15 protein-coding genes are annotated in these 17,162 nt (G+C 73.2%); 9 read left to right on the forward strand and 6 right to left on the reverse strand.

The features are described from left to right. Positions 1 to 80: 80 nt before the first annotated feature. The 6 genes from ABD352_RS36215 to ABD352_RS36240 all read left to right on the forward strand — a co-directional run bounded on the left by ABD352_RS36215 (position 81) and on the right by ABD352_RS36240 (position 7,761). A complete protein-coding gene (locus tag ABD352_RS36215; protein WP_344617047.1) occupies positions 81 to 2,240 on the forward strand; it encodes an elongation factor G-like protein EF-G2 in 2,160 nt (719 codons plus the stop codon). A gap of 54 nt (positions 2,241 to 2,294) precedes the next feature. Continuing rightward, positions 2,295 to 3,329 (forward strand): DUF695 domain-containing protein, encoded by a 1,035-nt coding sequence (locus tag ABD352_RS36220; RefSeq protein ID WP_344617048.1) that lies wholly within the window; start codon positions 2,295 to 2,297, stop codon positions 3,327 to 3,329. Between the two features lie 73 nt (positions 3,330 to 3,402). After that, positions 3,403 to 4,560, forward strand: a complete 1,158-nt coding sequence (locus tag ABD352_RS36225) for a cytochrome P450 (protein ID WP_425553800.1) — start codon at positions 3,403 to 3,405, stop codon at positions 4,558 to 4,560. Positions 4,561 to 4,574: 14 nt separating this feature from the next. Continuing rightward, positions 4,575 to 5,159, forward strand: coding sequence for a phosphatase PAP2 family protein (locus ABD352_RS36230; protein ID WP_344617050.1), 585 nt, complete (start codon positions 4,575 to 4,577; stop codon positions 5,157 to 5,159). A 56-nt stretch (positions 5,160 to 5,215) separates the two neighbouring features. Beyond that, the gene (thrS, locus tag ABD352_RS36235) at positions 5,216 to 7,237 is read left to right on the forward strand and encodes a threonine--tRNA ligase (RefSeq protein ID WP_344617051.1); all 2,022 of its coding nucleotides are present in this window, start codon (positions 5,216 to 5,218) and stop codon (positions 7,235 to 7,237) included. A gap of 50 nt (positions 7,238 to 7,287) precedes the next feature. Further along, positions 7,288 to 7,761, forward strand: a complete 474-nt coding sequence (locus ABD352_RS36240) for an HIT family protein (RefSeq protein WP_344617088.1) — start codon at positions 7,288 to 7,290, stop codon at positions 7,759 to 7,761. 105 nt (positions 7,762 to 7,866) lie between these two features. Here the strand turns inward: ABD352_RS36240 and ABD352_RS36245 are convergent, their stop codons facing one another. After that, positions 7,867 to 8,199, reverse strand: coding sequence for a YciI family protein (locus tag ABD352_RS36245; RefSeq protein ID WP_344617052.1), 333 nt, complete (start codon positions 8,197 to 8,199; stop codon positions 7,867 to 7,869). A 164-nt stretch (positions 8,200 to 8,363) separates the two neighbouring features. Here ABD352_RS36245 and ABD352_RS36250 point away from each other — a divergent pair, with 164 nt between their 5' ends. Then, entirely contained in the window at positions 8,364 to 8,840 is a 477-nt protein-coding gene (locus tag ABD352_RS36250; protein WP_344617053.1) for an SRPBCC family protein, read from the forward strand. A gap of 231 nt (positions 8,841 to 9,071) precedes the next feature. Here the strand turns inward: ABD352_RS36250 and ABD352_RS36255 are convergent, their stop codons facing one another. From ABD352_RS36255 to ABD352_RS36270, 4 genes are all read right to left on the reverse strand, one after another. Further along, a complete protein-coding gene (locus ABD352_RS36255) occupies positions 9,072 to 11,507 on the reverse strand; it encodes a VIT domain-containing protein (protein ID WP_344617054.1) in 2,436 nt (811 codons plus the stop codon). Beyond that, positions 11,504 to 12,082, reverse strand: coding sequence for a helix-turn-helix domain-containing protein (locus ABD352_RS36260; RefSeq protein ID WP_344617055.1), 579 nt, complete (start codon positions 12,080 to 12,082; stop codon positions 11,504 to 11,506). The genes ABD352_RS36255 and ABD352_RS36260 overlap by 4 nt, the downstream gene beginning before the upstream one ends. A gap of 81 nt (positions 12,083 to 12,163) precedes the next feature. Further along, on the reverse strand, positions 12,164 to 13,768 hold the full coding sequence (locus ABD352_RS36265; RefSeq protein WP_344617056.1) for a CocE/NonD family hydrolase: 1,605 nt from the start codon (positions 13,766 to 13,768) through the stop codon (positions 12,164 to 12,166). Beyond that, a complete protein-coding gene (locus ABD352_RS36270) occupies positions 13,758 to 14,843 on the reverse strand; it encodes a winged helix DNA-binding domain-containing protein (protein WP_344617057.1) in 1,086 nt (361 codons plus the stop codon). Before ABD352_RS36270 ends, ABD352_RS36265 begins: the two co-directional genes overlap by 11 nt. Positions 14,844 to 14,881: 38 nt before the next feature. On the opposite strand from ABD352_RS36270, the gene ABD352_RS36275 reads away from it, so the two are divergent. After that, positions 14,882 to 15,064: a hypothetical protein gene (locus ABD352_RS36275; RefSeq protein WP_344617058.1), complete on the forward strand. Its 183-nt coding sequence runs from the start codon at positions 14,882 to 14,884 to the stop codon at positions 15,062 to 15,064. Between the two features lie 57 nt (positions 15,065 to 15,121). Beyond that, positions 15,122 to 15,976, forward strand: a complete 855-nt coding sequence (locus tag ABD352_RS36280) for an MHYT domain-containing protein (protein ID WP_344617059.1) — start codon at positions 15,122 to 15,124, stop codon at positions 15,974 to 15,976. Positions 15,977 to 16,005: 29 nt separating this feature from the next. Here the strand turns inward: ABD352_RS36280 and ABD352_RS36285 are convergent, their stop codons facing one another. Next, the gene (locus ABD352_RS36285) at positions 16,006 to 17,130 is read right to left on the reverse strand and encodes a LolA family protein (protein ID WP_344617060.1); all 1,125 of its coding nucleotides are present in this window, start codon (positions 17,128 to 17,130) and stop codon (positions 16,006 to 16,008) included. Positions 17,131 to 17,162 lie beyond the last annotated feature (32 nt).

Genomic DNA, 17,162 nt, shown 5'->3' on the forward strand with positions numbered 1-17,162 from the left:
TGTTTCGGGTGTGGGATCGGTGAACAGGTCGTGACTGTGAGACTGCTCACAGATAGCTCAAGACTTTCGGGAGGCGCGTGATGGCGCAGAAGGTCCAGGAGAAGGGTGTCGCCGGCACCGCGCCGGTGGTTGATGACCCCGGCAGGGTACGCAACGTGGTGATCGTCGGGCACTCCGGCGCGGGCAAGACGACGTTGGTCGAGGCGCTGCTCGCCGCGACCGGCACGATCCCGCGGGCCGGCTCGGTGACCGAGGGCACCACGACTACCGACCACGATCCGGCGGCGCAGAAACAGCAGCGGTCCGTCACGCTGTCCTGCGCCCCGTTGCTGCACGACGGCGTGAAGGTCAACCTGCTCGACACGCCGGGCTACGCCGACTTCGTCGGGGAGCTGCGGGCCGGCCTGCGGGCGGCCGACGCGGCCCTCTTCGTCGTCTCCGCCGTCGACGGCATGGACGCCGCCACCGCCGCCCTGTGGGAGGAGTGCGCGCACGTCGGGATGCCCCGGGCGGTGGCGATCACCCGGTTGGACCACCACCGGGCCGACTTCGACGAGACCCTGCAGACCTGCCAGGAGGTCTTCGGCGACAACGTGCTGCCGCTGTACCTGCCGATGCTGGGCGACGACGGCAGCAGCGTCGAGGGGCTGATCGGCCTGATCACGCAGCGCGTCTTCGACTACTCCGCGGGCTACCCGCCGCAGACGCGGGAACCCGACCCGGAGCACCTGCCGGCGATCGAGGAGTCCCGCAACACCCTGCTCGAGGGCATCATCGCCGAGAGCGAGGACGAGACGCTCATGGACCGCTACCTCAGCGGCGAGGCGATCGAGACCAGCGTGATCATCGACGACCTCGAGAAGGCGGTCGCCCGCGGCTCGTTCTACCCGGTGGTGCCGGTCTGCGCCGAGACCCGGGTCGGGCTCGACGCGCTGCTGGGGGTGCTGGTCAGCGGATTCCCGTCGCCGCTGGAGCACGACGTGCCGCCGGTGACCGACGTGGAGGGCGAGCCCCGCGAGCCGCTGCGCTGCGACCCGGAGGGCCCGCTCGTCGCCGAGGTCGTCAAGACCACGATCGACCCGTACGTCGGAAGGGTCTCCCTGGTCCGCGTCTTCTCCGGCACGCTGCGCCCGGAGACCCCGGTGCACATCTCCGGGCACGGCATGGCCGAGCGCGGCCACCCCGACCACGACGCCGACGAGCGCTTCGCCCACCTGTTCTCCCCACTGGGCGACAACCTGCGCGAGGTGCCCCACGCCGTGGCCGGCGACCTGGTGGCGATCACCAAGTCGACCACCGCGGAGACCGGGGACACCATCTCCGGCAAGGACCACCCGCTGCTCATGGCGCCCTGGGAGATGCCGGAGCCGCTGCTGCCGATCGCGATCGTGGCCCACACCCGGTCCGACGAGGACGCGCTGGCCAAGAACCTGGGCCGGCTGGTGGCCGGGGACCCGACGCTGCGGCTGGAGCGCAACGCCGAGACGCACCAGCTGGTGCTGTGGTGCATGGGCGAGGCGCACGCCGACGTGGTGCTGGACCGGCTGCGGGCCGGCGGCGTGGAGATCGACACCGAGCCGGTGAAGGTCGCGCTGCGCGAGACGTTCGCCGCGCCGAGCCAGGGGCACGGGCGGCACGTGAAGCAGTCGGGCGGGCACGGGCAGTACGCCGTGTGCGACATCAAGGTCGAACCGCTGCCTCGCGGCGCCGGGTTCGAGTTCGTCGACAAGATCGTCGGCGGGGTCGTGCCGCACAACTACATCCCCTCGGTCGAGAAGGGCGTGCGGACCCAGATGGAGCGCGGGATGGTGGCCGGCTACCCGGTCGTCGACGTGCGAATCACCCTCTTCGACGGCAAGGCGCACTCGGTCGACTCCTCCGACGCGGCCTTCCAGACCGCCGGCGCGCTCGCCCTGCGGGAGGCGGCCGAGCAGGGCCAGACGACGCTGCTGGAGCCGATCGACGAGGTCACCATCCGGGTGCCCGACGACTTCGTCGGGGCCGTGATGAGCGACCTGTCCGGCCGCCGCGGCCGGGTGCTGGGCAACGAGCCCGACCCGGAGGGCCACGAGCGCACCCTGGTGCGGGCCGAGGTCCCGGCGACCGAGCTGATCCGCTACGCGGTCGAGCTACGGGCCATGACCTCGGGGTCGGGCACGTTCACCCGCTCGTTCGTTCGCCACGACCCGATGCCGTCACACCTCGCCGAGGCGGTCAAGAAGGAGCATGCCGCCCGCTGACGGATTTCCCCTAACGGTGATCCCGCTCACCTGGGATCACCGTTAGGGTGAGGCGTGATCTTCGGCCGGTCCAAGCGCCACGCGGGCGACGCGAGCGCGATCGCGGACTTCTGGGCGTGGTGGCCCACCGTGCGGCCCGCCGTGGAGGAGGCCATCACCTCCGGGGAGTGGGCGGCGCTCACCCCGCACATCGTCCGGCGGGTCACGGCGATCCACTCCGACCTGCAGTGGGAGTTCGCCCGCGGTACCGCCGCGAAACACGCCCTCATCGTCTCGCCCGGCGGCGCGGCCGAGCTGCGCCCGATCGCCGCCCGCTGGGGCGCCCTGGCCCCCGAGCCGGACGCCACCTGGGAGTACCACATCGCCCGGCAGGCCGACCCGCAGATGCTGCAGAGCACGATCGGGCTCGGCGGGGGCGTCCAGCTCGACCTGCAGCAGATGCGCTTCGCGTTCACCCGCGACGGCGACGCCCCCGAGATCGGCGTGGTCGCCCACCACCCCGGCTTCCGGATGTTCGGCGAGGACGTGTGCCGGCAGGTGACGTTCCTGACCCTCGACTGGCTGCTCGGCGAGGACGGCGTCGAGGAGTGGATCGGCGAGATCTCCTGGACCGGCGACGAGCCGCCCGCGGCGGCCGAGCCGGCGGCGCTTGCCGCCGCGATCGACGGGCTGCGCGAGGAGTACCGGACCCGGCGCTGGGAGCTCATGCGGGGCGAGCTGCCCGACGGCAGCCCGCTCATCGCCACCGCCCAGCGGCCGCTGCGCCCGGTGCGCTGGCCGCGCTTCGACACGCACGTGGCGATCACCCTGCCGTACACCGGCCAGAACCCGGCCGGGCTGCCCGAGGCCGAGGCGCTGGCAAGGCTGCGCGAGTTCGAGGACACCGCGCTCGACACCGCGGCCGGCGGGGACGGCGAGCTGCTGGCCCACGAGACCAGCCGGGGTGCGCGGACCCTGCACTACTACGTCGACGCCGACTCGCCCGCCGCCGACGACCTCGCCGAGGCGGCCGGCTGGTGGAAGGACGGCCGGGCCCGCGTCGAGCGCCACTTCGACCCGGCCCTGGAGCGCATCCGCCATCTCGGATAGCGACTAAGGTTGATGCGTGGCGGAGATCGTACGCAACGACGAGGTCCTGCGGCTGCTCGACGAGCTGACCACGATGACCGGGCGGGAGAACCCGTACTCGCGGTATGCCCGGCTGCGCCAGATCTCGCCGATCGTGCGGGCGGCCGACGACGCGCTCGTCGTGACCGGCTACGCCGACTGCCAGACGGTGGTGCGCGACCCGCGCTTCGCGCACATGCCGCCCGACATGCTGGCCTTCATCGGGTTCCCCGACTGGCGCGACCATCCGGCGCTGCACCAGCTCTTCACCAGCATCCTGACCCTCAACCCGCCCGACCACACCCGGCTGCGCCGCCTGGTCGGCTCCGCGTTCACCGCCCGCCGGGTGCAGGCGCTGCGCCCGGCGATCGAGCGGATGGTGGCCGAGCTGCTCGATGACCTCGCCGGCCAGGGCCCGGTGGACTTCGTGGACCGGTTCGCGTTCCCGCTGCCCGTGGCCGTGATCGGCGAGCTGCTGGGGGTGCCGGCCGAGGACCGGGCGCAGTTCCAGACCCTGGTCCGCGACTGGACCCAGGTGCTCGAGGTGATCACGCCGGAGGTGCTGGAGCGGGCCGACCCGGCCGCCGCCACGATCCGGGAGTACCTCGCCGGGCTGCTGCAGCGGCGCCGCCGCGAGCCCGCCGACGACCTGCTGACCGCGCTCGCCCAGGCCCAGGCGGCCGACGACCGGCTCAGCGACGACGAGGTGCTCAGCAACGCCGCGCTGCTGTTCGCGGCCGGCTTCGAGACGACCACCAACCTGCTGGCCAACGGCGTGGTCGCCCTGGCGGCCCACCCTGGGCAGAAGCCCCTCCTCGGCGCCGACCCGGAGCGGGCGGTGGAGGAGTTCCTGCGGTACGACAGCCCGGTTCAACTCAGCAGCCGGGTGGTCATGGAGCCCGTCGAGCTCGCCGGGGTGGCGATCGAGCCGGGCGAGCGGGTCGTGGCGTATCTCGGCGCCGGCAACCACGACCCGGCCCGCTTCGACGCCCCGCACGAGCTGCGCCTCGACCGGGCCGACAACGCGCCGCTGTCCTTCGGCGGCGGCATCCACTACTGCCTCGGCGCGCCCCTGGCCCGGCTCGAGGCGCAGATCGCGCTGCCGGCCCTGGTCGCCCGCTTCCCGGCCCTCGCCGTGGCCGGCCCGCCGCAGCGGCGCGACAGTCTGAGCCTCAAGGGCTTCACCGCGCTTCCGGTGTACACCGGGTGCTGACGTACATTCCTGCGGTGATCAGCAGACAGCGGCTCGCCAGGTGGCTGACCGAGGCGTTCGCGCCCGCCGTGCTCGTCACCGTGCTGCTCGTGCTCCTCGGGGTGCACGCCGAGCCGGGGCTGGGCCGGGGCCTGGCGCTCGGCGCGGTGGCGGCGCTGTTCGAGAGCGTCCTGCCGTACCTCTACATCCTCCGCGGCGTGCGGACCGGCAAGATCACCGATCACCACATCGGGGACCGCCGGCAGCGGCTCGTCCCGCTCTTGGTCGGGCTCGGCTCGGTCGTCGTCGGCATCGTCGTGCTGGTGGCCGCCCACGCCCACCGGGAGCTGCTCGCGGCCGTGGCCGCCGGCGGGGTCGGTCTGCTGGTCGCGGCGGCGGTCAACCACTGGTGGAAGATGTCGGTGCACGCCGCCGTCGCCGCCGGTTCGGTCGCGATCCTTTCCCTGGTGTACGGCCCGGCGCTGCTCGCCGCCCTCCCGCTGGTCGGCGCCGTGGGCTGGTCGCGGGTCGAGCTGAAGGATCACACCTGGCCGCAGGTGTGCGTGGGTGCCGTGGTGGGCGCTCTGGTCGCCGGTGGGGTGTTCGCGTCGCTTCGGTAGCCGGGTCGATAGCATCGCAGGTGATACCCGACCGTCTCTGAAGCTTGGAGCAGCCCGTGTCCGCAGCGCGCTCGAATACCGAAGCCCCACCGCGCATCGTGGTCACGGCGGGCACTACGGCGGCGGCCGCGGTCGCCGAGGCAGGACTGCCCACCAACGGCCCCAAGGCGATCGTCGTGGTCCGCGAGGCCGACGGCCGGCTGCGCGACCTGGACTGGACCCCCGACGCCGACGCCGAGGTCGAGGCGGTCGAGCTGGGCAGCCCCGACGGACTCAACGTGCTGCGCCACTCGACCGCGCACGTGCTCGCCCAGGCCGTGCAGGACGTGTTCCCCGAGGCCAAGCTGGGCATCGGCCCGCCGATCGAGAACGGCTTCTACTACGACTTCCAGGTCGCCAAGCCGTTCCAGCCCGACGACCTCGACAAGCTCGAGAAGCGCATGCAGGAGATCATCAAGTCCGGCCAGCGCTTCCGCCGCCGCCGCTTCGACTCGGTCGACCAGGCCAAGGCCGAGCTGTCCGACGAGCCCTTCAAGCTGGAGCTCGTCGACGTCAAGTCCGACGTCGACACCACCGAGGTGATGGAGGTGGGCGGCGGCGAGCTGACCATCTACGACAACCTCGACGCCCAGTCGGAGAAGGTCTGCTGGTCCGACCTGTGCCGCGGCCCGCACCTGCCGACCACCCGGCTCATCCAGGCGTTCAAGCTGACCCGCAGCGCCGCCGCCTACTGGCGCGGGTCGGAGAAGAACCCGCAGCTGCAGCGCGTCTACGGCACCGCGTGGCCGACCCGGGACGCGCTGAAGGAGTACCAGCGCCTGCTCGAGGAGGCGGCCCGCCGCGACCACCGCAAGCTCGGCGCCGACCTCGACCTGTTCAGCTTCCCCGACGAGCTCGGCTCCGGCCTCGCCGTGTTCCACCCGAAGGGCGGGATCATCCGGCGGGAGATGGAGAACTACTCGCGCCGCCGGCACGAGGAGGCGGGGTACGCCTTCGTCAACACCCCGCACATCACCAAGGGCAACCTCTACGAGGTCTCCGGCCACCTGGACTGGTACGCCGACGGCATGTTCCCGCCCATGGAGGTCGAGGGCGCGAACTACTACCTCAAGCCCATGAACTGCCCGATGCACGACCTGATCTTCCGCTCCCGGGGCCGCTCCTACCGCGAGCTGCCGCTGCGGATGTTCGAGTTCGGCACGGTGTACCGCTACGAGAAGTCGGGCGTCATCCACGGCCTGACCCGGGTGCGCGGCATGACGCAGGACGACGCGCACATCTTCTGCACCCCGGAGCAGATCGAGAGCGAGCTGACCTCCCTGCTGCAGTTCGTCCTCGACCTGCTCAAGGACTACGGCCTCACCGACTTCTACCTCGAGCTGTCGACCAAGAACCCGGACAAGTACGTCGGCTCGGACGAGGTGTGGGAGACCGCCACCGAGACGCTGCGCCGCGTCGCCACCGAGTCCGGCCTCGAGCTGGTCCCCGACCCGGGCGGCGCCGCGTTCTACGGCCCGAAGATCTCGGTCCAGGCCAAGGACGCGATCGGCCGGACCTGGCAGATGTCCACCATCCAGCTGGACTTCAACCTGCCGGAGCGCTTCGAGCTGGAGTACCAGGCCGCCGACGGCTCCCGCCAGCGCCCGGTCATGATCCACCGGGCCCTCTTCGGCTCGATCGAGCGCTTCTTCGGCGTGCTCACCGAGCACTACGCCGGCGCCTTCCCGGCCTGGCTCGCCCCCGTCCAGGTGGTCGGCATCCCGATCCGCGGCGACCACGCCGACTACCTGGAGGCCTTCGCCGCCCGCCTGCGCGCCGAGGGCATCCGCGCCGAGGTCGACCACTCCGACGAGCGCATGCAGAAGAAGATCCGCACCGCCCAGCAGCAGAAGATCCCCTTCATGGCGCTGGCCGGCGACGACGACGTCACCGCGGGCACGGTCTCCTTCCGCTACCGGGACGGCTCCCAGCGCAACGGCGTCCCGCTCGACGAGGCCGTGGCCCACGTCGTCGAGGTGGTCCGCTCGCGGGTCAACGCGGGTCCCTCCGCCGCCGTGGCCGAGGGTTCGCCCGAGTGACCAACCCCGGGGAGCCAGACGACCTGGAACGGCTGTGGACGCCGCACCGGATGGCGTACATCAGGGGCGAGGACCGCGCCGACGACCACGACCAGCCGGCCGGCTGCCCCTTTTGCCGCGCCCCGGGCGTGCCGGAGGACGAGAGCCTGATCGTGGCCCGGGGCGAGGCGGTCTACGCGATCCTCAACCTGTACCCGTACAACCCGGGCCACCTGATGGTCGTCCCCTACCGCCACGTCGCGGACTACACCGACCTGACCATGGCGGAGACGGCCGAGGTGGCGTCGTTCACGCAGACCGCCATGCGCACCGTGCGCAAGGCGAGCGGGGCCCACGGCTTCAACCTCGGCATGAACCAGGGCGCGGTGGCGGGTGCGGGCATCGCGGCCCACCTGCACCAGCACATCGTCCCGAGGTGGGGCGGCGACACCAACTTCATGCCGGTGGTGGGCCGCACCAAAGTCCTGCCCCAGCTCCTGACCGAGACCCGCACGCTGCTGGCCAAGGTCTGGCCCACGGCCTGACACGCCGTCCGAGTGGCGCCCCTGCGACCGCGGGCGGCGCCACTCGCCATTTCCGGGCCGGGTCCGCGCGGCCGGGCTCGCGCGGCCGGGCTCGCGCGGCCGGGGTCAGAGGCGGGCGGCCAGGATCGGCCGGACCTCGATGGCCGTGCCCGGGCGGGTCTCCCCGAGCAGGGTCTCGGCGATCGCCAGGGCGCCGTCGAGGTTGTCGGCCTCGACGAGGATCAGGCCCGCCAGGTACTCCTTGCTGTCGATGAACGGCCCGTCGGTCAGCAGCGTCGCCGTGTCGCCGGCGCGCATGGTCGTGGCCGACTCGGCGGCATGCAGCCGGGCCCATCCCGTGACCGCCGGGTCGGACAGGCGGCCGGCCAGGGCGGGCGGGATCGGCCGGCTCTCGCGGTCGGGTTCCTCGGGAGAGTAGGCCAGCAATGCGTATTGCACGGTTCCTCCTGTACGACGGTGCGGCTTCGCGTGTCTGGTGCCGGGTCGCGTACTCAACGAACGGCAAGGTCCGGGACGGACACCCGACGGCATGTCCGTCCGGCGGCCGGCCGTTCGTTACCGCGGCAGATCGGCACCCGACCAAGCAGACCGCGGAGGAACTGATGAGCACCAAAGCAACGCTCGTACGCACCCTCGACGCCCCGGCGTCGCTCGTCTGGAAGCTGTGGACCACCCCCGCCGGGCTGGAGGCGTGGTTCGCGCCCAGCGGGTTCGAGGTCCGGGTGAGCGAGCTCGACCTGCGCCCCGGCGGCCGGCTGCGGTACACCATGACCGCGACGGGCCCGGAGCAGGTGGCCTACATGCAGGGAGCTGGGCTCCCGTTGTCCAGCGCGCTGTGCAAGACGTTCACCGAGGTCGCGGCCCCGGGGCGGCTCGCCTTCGTGTCGCCGATCGACTTCGTGCCGGGCCACGAGCCGTACGACCACCTGACGACCGTCACCCTCGAACCCGACGGCGCCCGCACGACGGTGGCCGTGACGCTCGACCCGCTCCACGACGACGAGTGGACGCGTCAGCACCGCGCCCACCGGGCCAGCGAGCTGGACAACCTCGAGGCGGCGGCACGCTCCTGGTCGTGAGCCCTCGCCCCGCGTCCCCGGCAGCGCGCTCCCGGTCGTGAGCCCTCGCCCCCCGTCCCCGGCAGCGCGCCCCTGGTCCTGAGCCCTCGCCCCCCGTCCCCGGCAGCGCGCCCCTGGTCCTGAGCCCTCGTCCCCCGGCCACGGCGGCGCGCTCCTGGGTGTAGTGCCCCCGACCGCGGCGGCGCGCTCCCGGGCGTAGGGCCCGAGACCGCGCCGCCGATCGATCAGCCGTCAGCGCCTCCAGAAGGCCGCGCGGGCCTTCGGCTGCGCCCCCTCGGCCGAGGCCTGCGGCTGCGCCACCCGGTCCAGCGCCTCCAGCACGAAGGCCCACAGCTCGGCGAAGGGGCGGGTGGCGATGGCCTGCGGGGTCAGTGCCTCCGTCAGCTCGCGCAGCTCGGGCAGCGACAGCGCGGCCAGGCGAGAGGCCAGGTCCTCCAGCATCTCCCGGCGCTCGTACTCCGGGCGCGACTCGGCCGCGCGCAGCCGGTCCGCCTCCTGCGCGGCCAGCTCGCGGGCGTCGACGGCCGGCTCGGGTCCCTCCTCCGCCATCTTGCCCAGGCGTGCCGAGCCGCGGGTGTGGAACGCCTTGCGGCTCAGCACCGGGCCGCCGGCGCCGCCCTGGCCACCCGCGGGCCGGGCGCCCGGCGGCGGCGCCATCGCCGGCATGGCCATCGGGCGGCCCACAGACGGGGCCGCGGCCGGGCTCGGAGCCGGCGGCGGCCCGCCGGCCGGCCCGGCCAGGGACGAGTACTGCACCGTCGCCGAGGTCGGGTGCAGGGGCGGGGGCGGCACGGCCTTCGGCAACTCCCAGCCCGACGGGGTCTCCACCGGCTGGGTGACCTTGTGCGGCGCCGCGCCGTCCGTCACGACCCGGCTGTCGACGGCGACGAACGCGGTGAAGCGGCACAGCACGTTGAAGCGCAGCGACGTCTGGGTGATGCGGGTCTCCAGCGGGGCCGGCTCGTGGGTGCCGCTGACGTACTGGTCCTCCAGGTCGCGCAGCAGCGACCTCGCCCAGACCGCGGTCAGGGCGGTCGAGTCGTGGCGCTCGGCCGGCACGGTGACCGACCACGGCCGGCCGTCGCGGGTGGCGCCGGCGACCGTCACCGCGCCGGTGACGTCGCCGCGGTAGCGGCCGGTGACCACGAAGGGCACGCCCGGGAAGACGTCCGGGAGCCGGGACGGGGTGCGGGTGTCGTCCAGCAGCGTCAGGCCGGCCTCGGGGGTCAGGGTCACCCCGTTGACGACCGGGGCGGCGATGCGGCGGTGGATGTGGTCCATCGCCTCGTCCAGGTGGTCCTCGCTCTCCACCAGCTCGCACCGGCCGCCGCCGGCGATGGCCAGGCGGCCCAGGAAGCCGGCGTTCACGGCGCGGTCGATGCCGACCGTGTGCACGCGCACGCCGCGCAGGCGCGACGAGATCGTGTGCAGGATCTGGTCCTCGTTGCCGACCTGACCGTCGGTGACCAGGACCACGACGCGGTCGCGGGACTCGTCGCCGCCGAGCAGGCTCAGGGCCTCCAGGAGGGGGTCGAGCAGCTCGGTGCCGCCGCGGGCGGTCATCCGGGACAGGTGCTCCACGGCGCGGTACCGGTTGCGGTCGGTGCCGCCGGACAGACCGGCGCCGAGGGACTCCGGCGTCTCGACGCGGTCGTCGAAGGCGAGCACGGCGAAGCGGTCGTGGGCCGCCAGGGTGTCGACGATCCGGCTCGCGGCCCGGCGGGCGGCGACCATCTTCCAGCCGCCCATGCTGCCGGAGCGGTCGAGCAGCAGCACGACGTCCTTCGGGCGGGGGGCCGCGTCCGGCTCCGGCGGGAGAACGGTCAGGCGGTAGGTGCCCTCCTCGCCCTCTGCGTCCGGGGAGAGCGAGAGGCTCTGGGCGCCCGGTCCGTAGGCGAGCCGCAGGACGAAGTCGCGGTCGGCGCGGTCACCGGGCAGCACCGAGACATGGTTCTCGTCCCGCGAGACGGCGTGCAGGCTGGAGCGCACGGCGCCGAGGGCCAGCCCCGACGGGTCGATGTCGACGTCGATCGACAGGCGCAGCGGGTTGGGGAAGCCGGGCAGCAGGACCGGCGGGCTGATGCGGGAGGCGTCGGGGACGGCGTCGGTGTCCAGCGCGTGCCCGTCGCCGACACTGTCACCGTCGAGGGGGCTGCCCGGGACATACCGCGGCGCCACCACGAGCGGGAAGCGGAACGTCGCCTCCCCGTCCTCGAAGGCGAGGGGGCCGACCAGGCTGAGCCGCACGCTGACCCGCTCGCCGGGCAGGATGTTGCCGACCCGCATGGTGAACACGTCGGGGCGCTCCTCCTCGGCGATCGAGGCGCGCTGGCCGGCCGCGATGGCGGTGTCGTAGGCCTGCCGGGCGGCGCCGCGCTCCTGCAGGTCGGCCTCCACGACCCGGTCGTCGGCGGTCATCGCCATGGCGACGACGGCGGCGCGGTCGGGCAGCGGGAAGATGTACGTCGCCTCGAGCGGCTCGCCGTGAACGTTCACGAACTCCTGCGTGAGGTCGGTGCGGGCCACCAGGCCGGTGACTGCGGCGCGCACCTCCAGGCGGTCGAGCGGCAGGTTGCCGCGCTCGGTCCGCAGCGCCCCCAGCCCGGCCTCGTCGATCGGCGCGGCGACCTTGCGCGCCTCGTCGTCGGTCATCGTCGCGAGTCTCATTCGGCGCTCCCTCTCGAGTCCGCTTGCTGGGTTGCGATCAGGCCGAGCTCGTGCAACACGTCCATCAGCTCGCGCGCCGCCCCTCGGATGCGCGCGACATCGTCCTCGCCGGGGGTCGCCGGGAGCAGCAGCACCGCTCCCCCGCCCAGCGGCACCCCCGTGATCAGCTGCTCCTCCGGCGGCATCAGCTGTTCCTCCGGCGGCGCCGGCCTTTCCACTACCCGCGGCGCGGCCGCCGGCAGGTCCACTACCCGCGGCACGTGCGCCGCAGGCTGCGCCTTCCAAAACGGCATCTCCGCGATGCGCATGAGCGCGTCGTCGGGCACCCCGGCCAGCTCGACCTGGATGTCAGCGAGCTTGTGGCCCTGCGACTGGAGCCGCTTGATGGCGACGAGCTGCGCCAGGTGCCGCGGGCCGTAGAGCGCCGTTCTCCCCTGCATGACCGGCCGGTCGACCAGGCCGATGGTCGAATACCACCGCACGGCTCGCGCGTCCGGGACCTCGCGGACCCGGCCGTTGGGCGCGCCCGCGTAGGCGGTCAGATCAAGCGTGGCGGCGACCTTGCCGATCAGCACGTCGATCGTCCAATTGGTTTCGGCCATGCACCCATCTTGACACTGTCACCACAACACTGTCAAGATGCGTTCGTGACAGTGTCAGGGCGCAGACGGCAGCGTGATCGAGGTGCCGCCCAGGATCTCCTGGCGGACCGGCCGCAGCTCCACCTCATGGCCCAGCGGGGCGCCGGTGCCGGGGTTGCGGGAGAAACGAGGGTGGGCGCCGCCGCTGATCTGCAGCCGGATCCGGCGGCCGGTGGCGAAACGGTGCGCGGCGGGCCACAGCTCGACACGGATGGGGTCGGCCGCGTCGCGGTGGTCGGTCGTGCGGGCCAGGCCGTCGCAGATGTTCCAGGAGCGGCCCTGCTCGTCGACCTCGCAGAGCCGGACGAAGACGTCGAAGTGCGGCAGCGTGGCCCGGACGAAGACCTCGGCGTGGATCGGGCCGACGATGTCGAGGTGCTCGGCGAGCGGGGCCGAGGTGAAGGTCAGCACGTCGGGCCGGGCCTCCAGCGCGCGGTTGTCGCGGCGGCCGGCGATCTTGCCGACCAGGCGCGGGCCGCCCACGGCCGGCGTCGGGTCCTTCGGGTCGTAGACGAAGGAGGCGAGGGTCTCCCCCTCGGCGGCGGGCTTCTCGGACAGGGTGGCGGAGGGCCCGGCGTACCACTGCTGGGGTTGGCTCTTCGGCGGCGGCCAGTCGGACAGCTCGTGCCAGCCGTCGGCGCCCCCGACGTGGACCCGCACCGGGCGCTCGCGGATGGTCTCGGGGCCGCCGGTGTGGGCCCGGAACCAGGCCACCGCCTCGGCCGCCGACTGCTGGAACAGCCCGGCGCTGCCGTGGTGCCAGGGGCCGATGGTGAGGTACGGCTGCTGCCCCGCCGCCCGCAGCGCCGCGTAGTCGGCGAGCTGCCACGGGAGAAAGATGTCGTACCAGCCGCCGATCATCAGGACCGGCGCGGTGACGTTGGGCAGGCGATGGGCGTGCCCGCGCTCGGTCCAGTAGGGCGAGGTGGGGTCGGCCTCGGCCAGCCAGCGCTGGAAGTACTCGATCTCGTTGCCCGTGGTGACCCGGTCGGCCTCGGCCATCGGCACCCGGGCCAGGCCGCGCTGCAAGCGGGGCTGGCCGCGCAGCAGCTCGACCACGTTGTCGAGGCGGCGGCCGCGCTGGGCGTCGAGCAGCGCCGACCAGGTGAGCACCGTGTCGAGGGAGAAGGCTCCGCCGGCGTAGGTGGGCGGGCCGAAGTCGGAGGCGGTGACGATGGTGGCCATCGCCTTGAGTTCGTCGCCGGCCTCGGCGGCCAGCGCCCACTGCACGAAGCCGACGTAGCTCGGGCCGTAGGTGAGCAGGCGGCCGTCGTACCACGGCTGGCAGCGCAGCCAGTCCAGCGAGTCGAGGCCGTCCTCGCGCTCCTGCAGCAGCGGCTCGAAGGTGCCGCCGGAGTCGCTCGTGCCGCGGCAGGACTGGATGAACACGTTGAAGCCGCGCTGCGCGACCGCCCGGCACAGGAGGCTGACCGGCGCGCCGCGGCCGTAGGGGGTGCGCACCATCACCGTGGGCACCTCGGCGTCCAGGGCCGGGCCGTAGTGGTCGGCCCGCAGGATGACGCCGTCGCGCATCCGGATCGGGATGGCCCGCGTGACCCTGACCCGGCCCGTCAGCGCGGCGGGCAGCTTCAGCAGACGTCCGACCGGATCAAGCCTCATGCGTTCCGAGACTAGCCCCGGCCAGCCCGCGGACCGCCGCGACGGTCTCGGCCTCCGCTTCCAGGGCCGCCGGGTCCACCGGGCGCCACAGCGACACTGTCACTTCCAGCCGCTTACGTACCGCCCGGGCCCGCCACGTCCCCGCGAGGTCCCCGTCCGCGAGCACGACCCCGGGGTTGCCCAGGATTCGCCAGACCTCCTTCGCCTGCGACGTGTCCGGCACGAGGAGGGCGCGGTCGCGCGCCTGCAGGAAGGGGTCGGACGGCGGCAGCAGCCGCACCCCGCGCACCGGCGGCGCGGCCAGCAGCGCGCCGAGATCCTCCTCCGGCAGCCACGCCCTGCGCCCGTCGACCGAGACCTCGGCCAGGCCGCCGGGCCAGACCGTCTTCAGCGCGCTGACGCTCGTCCCGAGGTACTTGGCCGCGTCCCCCGGCGTCGCCGGCCCGAGCAGCCGCAGGTAGGCGCGGACGAACTCGGCGGTGCCGGCGGCCTCGGCGGGGATCGGCGGGCGCGGGTCGGCCGGGAGCAGGACGGTCTTGGCCGCGTCCTCGTCGAGCCGGACGCCGCCGGCCGGGCCGCACAGCTGGAACAGACCGCCGGAGATGTGGCGGGACCGGCAGACCTTGCAGTCGTACGTGAGCTCGGCCGGCACCCGGTCGCTGACCCCGCGGCTCACCTCGCCTTTCGCCGTCGGCCGCGTGACCACCTCCCGCAGGGCGGCCGCCGTGGCCCGGAAGGCCTCGATGCCGAGCTCGCCTGCCTCCTTCGGCAGCTGGTTGGTGGCGAAACGGGCCGCGGCGTCGGCGTCGCTGAGCGGCCACAGCGCGGCGGCCAGCCCCGGCAGGTCGGCCGAGCGGTGCAGGTGCGGGGCGCCGCGAGTGGACCAGGCCAGCACCAGTCCGCCGCCGAGCGGGTCGATGCAGCGCGCGGCGAGGGCCTGGCGGGCCGAGCCGGCCGGCACGTTGGGCACCCCGAGGTCGAGCACGGCCAGGTCATCGACGGTCTTGACGCGCTCGTGCAGGTCGTTGCGCATGATTCGGTACCGCATGACCTGGCCCCGCCCGGCACTGTTCATGCTTGTCATTCTCGCCGGTGACGCGGGAGGATCGGTGCGTGGAGGAGCGCTTCACCGACGACGAGCTCGCGTTCCTGCGTCACGCCCGGTTCGGGGAGCTGCCGAACCGGGTCCGGCCGGAGGAGCGCGTCGAGCTGGAAGAGATCGAGGCCCCGCGCACCTGGATCGACGTCGGGCCGAGCCGGGAGCAGCAGCAGACCCTCAACGCGTGGGCGGGCTGACGGTTTCGCACAGGTTGTCCGTTCCACGGCCGGTGAGAGCTGGCTGAATCGACCCTCGTGACCGCGGTTGAGCAGTTCGCATATGGCTGGATTACGCCCACCCTGGCCCTCGCCCTGGCATTCCTGGGCTGCCTGCTCGGGACGTTCCTGGCCAGCCGCTCCCGGGCGTCCAGCGGCGGCAGCCGGGCCCGGTGGCTGACCCTGTCAGCCGTCGCCATCGGGGGCACCGGGACCTGGGTGCCGCACTTCATGGCGATGCTGGGCCTCGACGTGCCGGTGGGCGCCGTGCGGTACGACGTCGCCACCACGGCACTCGGGCTCGGCATCGCCGTGATCGTCTACTGCCTGGGGCTCTACGTCGCCGGCTTCGGCCGGCCGAGCCCATGGAAGATCCTGCCGGCCGGGCTGTTCACCGGGCTCGGCCTGGTCGCCGTCTACGCCACCGGGCCGCTGTCCATGCGGCTGACCGGGAGGATCGAGTACGAGCCGTGGATCCTGATGGCCGCGGCGGCCGCGGCGATCGTCGGGGCGACCGTGACCCTGTGGTGCGCCGCCGTCATCCGCGGGACCGGGGCGATGGTGTGCGCCGCGACGATCATGGCGATCACCGTGTGCAGCACGCACTATGCGGTCATGGCGTCGGTGCGCATCGAGCCGGCCCCGCCGGCCGAGCCGGTGTCCGGCGTCACACTCTTCGCAATGCTCGTGCCGGTCTGCGTGCTCGCCGGCGTGCTGCTCTCGGCGCTGGCGTACAGCACCGTCGGCTTCACGGTGCGCCAGGACACGGCCACGGAGGAGGCGCTGCTGCGGCGGGCGCGGGACATGTACTCCGTCGCCACCCTCGCCCGGGCGCACCGGCACCGCAACGCGGAAAGGGACCGCGACGTCGCCGCGGTCCCCTCCCAGCCGTGAGCCCCCACCCGCTCACTTGACCTTCTTGCCTACTTGAGCTGCGCGGCCGGGTCGGCGGCCACCTGGGTCAGCTTCTCCGGCGTGACCGAGCCGATGAGCACCCGGCCGTCGTCGGTGAACAGCACGCTCACCAGCTTGCTGTTGAACGTGCGGCCGCCGTTGCCGGCGGGCAGCTGACCGATCGCGTCCTGCGCCTTCTTGGCTTCGTCCGCGTTCGCGCCCGCCCCGGCACCGGAGGACCGCAGCACCAGGACCGAGGTCCAGCCGGTGCCGACGACCGCGGTCTTCGGCTTCTCGCCGGTGGCCCCGGCGTGCTGCTGCTCCTGCTCCTGCCCCTGCGCCGCCTTGACCGCGTCGTTGCCCTCGGTGACCTTGGTGTCGGCCGGCGGGTTGAACGCGAACTCGGCGTTGTCCGGGCGGGTGAAGCTCACCTGGGTGAACGCGACCTCGAAGGCCGGGTTCGCGGTGCCGCGGGGCAGCACCTGCACCCGCAGCGGCAGCTTCTCCTGGGCGTCGATGGCCAGCCGCACCTCGCCGACCAGCGACGCGGTGTCCCGCGGCCGCAGGACCAGCTCGTAGGCGTTGCGGCCGGCGATCCTCGCCGAGTTGCCGGTCGTGACCTGGGTCGTCGAGTCGATCGCCTTGAGCGCCAGGTCGGCGGCCTCCTGCGGCGACGTCGGCAGGTCGGTCGGCGTCGGGCGGGCGCCCGGCTTGTCACCGTCCTGCGGCGAGCCGGTGAAGTGCTGCGCCTCCTTGGCCTGGCTGTCCCAGATCCAGGTGTCGTTGCCATTGTGAATGATGTCGCTCTGCCCCTGCGTGCCCAGCAGCGACACCCTGGCCTTGTCGGGGCCCGAGTACCACACGCGCAGGGTGTGCTTGCCGGCCACCAGCGACGAGAGCTTGGCGCTCTGGTCGCCGGTCAGCAGCGGGATCGCCGGCAGTCCGAGATCGGCTCGCTCCACCACCGTGCCGGACAGCCCGTCGAGGCGGGCGGTCTGCAGGTCGACGAGCAGCTGCGCGGCGGTGCGCGGCGGCAGGTCGGGCTCGGCGGCGACGGCGAGGGTCTTCGCTGCCACGCCAGCACCGACCACAGCGACCGCAGCTGCCGCGGGCACCGCCCACCGAAGGACGGGGCGGGACGTGAAGTTGGACATTGGTACACCTCCTGCCGACCATGTTGCTCGGG

Origin of the sequence: Dactylosporangium salmoneum, from assembly GCF_039532525.1 — a bacterium.
Classification (GTDB): Bacteria; Actinomycetota; Actinomycetes; order Mycobacteriales; family Micromonosporaceae; genus Dactylosporangium; species Dactylosporangium salmoneum.